Origin of the sequence: uncultured Corynebacterium sp., from assembly GCF_902782855.1 — a bacterium.
Lineage (GTDB): Bacteria > Actinomycetota > Actinomycetes > Mycobacteriales > Mycobacteriaceae > Corynebacterium.
In genome coordinates this window covers 1-3,065 of the sequence record NZ_CACZOO010000237.1, presented here as the reverse complement: position 1 = coordinate 3,065, position 3,065 = coordinate 1, and the positions used below count along the sequence as shown (strand labels likewise).

3 protein-coding genes are annotated in these 3,065 nt (G+C 71.3%); 1 reads left to right on the top strand and 2 read right to left on the bottom strand.

Features of this window, described 5'->3' with window-relative positions:
* A partial coding sequence (locus QZV72_RS09820; protein ID WP_297007972.1) for a DUF1684 domain-containing protein occupies positions 1-549 on the bottom strand: 549 nt, incomplete at its 3' end.
* Between the two features lie 96 nt (positions 550-645).
* Here QZV72_RS09820 and QZV72_RS09815 point away from each other — a divergent pair.
* Positions 646-1,524, top strand: coding sequence for a sulfurtransferase (locus tag QZV72_RS09815; RefSeq protein WP_297007969.1), 879 nt, complete (start codon positions 646-648; stop codon positions 1,522-1,524).
* 138 nt (positions 1,525-1,662) lie between these two features.
* Here QZV72_RS09815 and QZV72_RS09810 read toward each other — a convergent pair whose 3' ends face one another.
* Entirely contained in the window at positions 1,663-3,021 is a 1,359-nt protein-coding gene (locus tag QZV72_RS09810) for a M20/M25/M40 family metallo-hydrolase (protein WP_297007975.1), read from the bottom strand.
* Positions 3,022-3,065 lie beyond the last annotated feature (44 nt).

The following is a 3,065-nucleotide window of genomic DNA, read 5'->3' as shown; positions in this document are numbered from 1 at the left end:
GCCGGCGTGCGTCCCGGCGTCCGAGAAGGAGACGAAGTAGTCGCCGTTCTGGTCCGTGACCTGCAGGCAGTGGGTCACGCCCGGTGCGTCACCGGGAACGGAGAAACTCAGCCAGCCGACGACCTCCCCCTGTCCCTCCGCACCGTCGGCGCTGACGACGGTGACGGTCTGCGGGTCCAGGGTGAACTCCGCGTCGACGACCCAGGCGGCGTCCTGCGGGAAGGCCTCGACCTCGGTCACGGACCTGGCACCCTCCGAGTCGCGGTCGAAGGTGCGCAGCGCAGCGACCCCGGCGCGGGCGTGCCCGGCGAGGACCCCGCCACCGTCGACGATGCGGTCCCCGGGGGCGAGCCGGACCTGCCCCTGCGGGTTGTCCGGCAGTCCGGTGCCGATGACGGCGTCGCCATCGGCGTACCAGGTTCCGGGGGCTCCGGGGACGGTGACGGCGTCTGACGGAGAGGACGCCCGGATCCAGTAGGTGCCCGTGAGCGCGGCGAACTCCTGCTGGTCGGCGGTGAGGGGGCGGATGAGGGTGTCTGTGTGAGTCATGGGCCCACCCTGCCCCGTCATGCGCGCGCGACGCCAGTGATGCGTTCACCGTGAGTGCGGGCGGAACGCGGCACAGAAATGCGGTACACAGGGGGCATGACCCTCATCACCGCCGCTGCTCTGCGCGACCTCCTCGCCGGAACGACAGACACCGACGCCCCCGTCGCCGTCCTCGACGTCCGCTGGACACTCGCCCACCCCGACGGACGGGACGCCTTCGCCGCCGGACACATCCCCGGCGCGGCGTACGTGGACCTGGACTCGCAGCTCAGCGACCATTCCCGCACCGGACTGGGCCGCCACCCGCTGCCGACCGGGCCGGCCCTGCAGGAGTCGCTGCGGGCGCTCGGTGTCAGCGACGGCGACACGGTCGTGGTCTACGACGACGCCCAGGCCGCCGGATCCTCGCGCGCCTGGTGGACGCTCACCGCCGCAGGGCTGAACGACGTCCGGATCCTCGACGGCGGGTGGGCCGCCTGGCGGGCCGACGGTGGCGAGATCGAGACAGGCACAGGAAGGACGCCAACCCCCGGTGATGTCAGTGTCCCCCACGATGACCTGTACGCCGGGGCACGTCGGGTGCTGACCAAGGGACAGGCTGCGTACACCGGGGAGCACGGTGTCCTTCTCGACGCCCGCGCCCCGGAGCGCTACCGCGGGGAGACCGAGCCGGTCGACCCGGTGGCAGGGCACATCCCCGGCGCGGCGAACCTGCCGTCAACGTCCGTGCTGGACGAGGGCGGTCGGTTCCTGCCGCCGGATGAGCTGCGCGGGGTCTTCGCTGGTCTCGGGGTCCGACCGACCACCGCGGGCGACCCGGTCTCCGGTGCCTACTGCGGCTCCGGTGTCTCGGCCGCGGTCCTCGTCGCCGCCGCCGACTCAGTCGGCATCGACCTGGCCCTGTTCCCGGGGTCCTGGTCACAGTGGTCGCAGAATCTCCTGGACAACCCGGGAAGCACCACCGGCCTGAGTTGACCGCGAGTTTGCGTCACGGAATCCGAGGATCTGTGGCAGAGACCCTCTGTGGCAGAGACGGGCGGATTCGGTGACGCAAACTCGCGGAAGGAGGGAAGGGAGGGATCGTCGGGGTGAGGACAGAAGAAAGCGGAGCAGCTACCCCACGAACCGTCCGACCAGTGACCGGTAGGCTTCGAGCGTCAGCCGCAGGTCCTCCAGGTAGAGGTGCTCGTCGTGGCTGTGCAGCTCGGCGTTGATGTCCGCCAGTGACCGCTCGCGGGAGTTCAGCGCGAACCCGTAACCCACGCCCCCGAGCCGGCGGGCGAACCGCAGATCGGTACCACCGGCGGAGAGCACCGGGACGACCGCGGCGTCCGGGAAGAACTCCCCGACCGTGGCCGTGATCGCCGCGTACAGCGGGGAGTCCACCGGGCTGACCTCGGCGGGCTCGCAGATCAGCCGCTCGAACTCGACTTCGTCGGCCAGATCGCCCAGCGCGCGGCGCAGCTCGGCGTCCACGTCCTCGTCGGTCTGCCCCGGCAGGGGGCGGATGTCGAGTTCCAGGTACGCGGAGCTGGGCAGTACGTTGATCGCCTTGCCGGCGGAGAGCACCGTCGGTGAGACGGTGAGGTGGGACACGGCGTGGGCGTAGCGGGCCAGGTCAGTGAAGGCGAGGTAGTCGTCCTCTCCCGGTGCGGTGACGAGGGCGTCCTGCACCGACGGGGAGAACCGGAAGGCGTTCACGAACCCGGACCACAGCGGATCCTGTGACACCGTCGGAGTGATCGCTGCGATACGCCGGGCGACCTCGGCGATCCGTGCGATGGTGAGGTCCCGGCCCCACGGTTGGGACCCGTGACCGGGTTCGCCGGTGACGTGCAGACGCCGCTGTGCCGCCCCCTTTTCACCGACGGTGACGACGACAGCGTCCGCCCCGTCGGCGACCGGCAGGTGGGAACCTCCGGTCTCGGAGATGCAGTTGCGCCAGTCCAGCGCGTCCGGGTGCTCGGCGGACAGCCATTTCGCGCCGAGTCCGCCGCGGGCCTCCTCGTCCGCGACACCGACGAAGGTCAGCGTCCCGCGGGGAGGACGCCCCGCCACCGCCTCCCGTGCGACCTCGCGGGTCACCGCCGCCATCGGTGCGGTGAGTCCGAGCATGTCGATCGTGCCGCGACCGTAGATCCGGGCGTCCGCCCCCTCACCCTCGATCTCGGCGCCGAAGGGGTCGCGGGTCCAGCGGGCGGTGTCCACCGGGACTACGTCGGTGTGCCCGAGGCAGGTCAGCGGCTCGGCGTCCGGGTCGGAGCCGGGAACGGTGACGATGATGCTGGTACGTCCCGGGCGCGGCTCGAGCCGCTGCACGGTGACGGCACCGGTGGCGATCTCGTCGGCGAAGAACTCCTCCAGGCTGTCGGCGTTACGGACCTCCTGGCCGGAGTCCGGGGTGAGGTCGTTGACGCAGGCGTTGCGGACCAGTGTCTGAAGCAGCGCCAGGGTCTCGTCGAAGAGAGTCACTGTGCCACCGCCGCCGAGGTTGACGCCGGGGTGGACGCCGGGTT

Bases quoted from the DNA above. Each gene is read 5' to 3' on its own strand.
- QZV72_RS09815 (WP_297007969.1), top strand. From the start codon at position 646: ATGACCCTCATCACCGCCGCTGCTCTGCGCGACCTCCTCGCCGGAACG.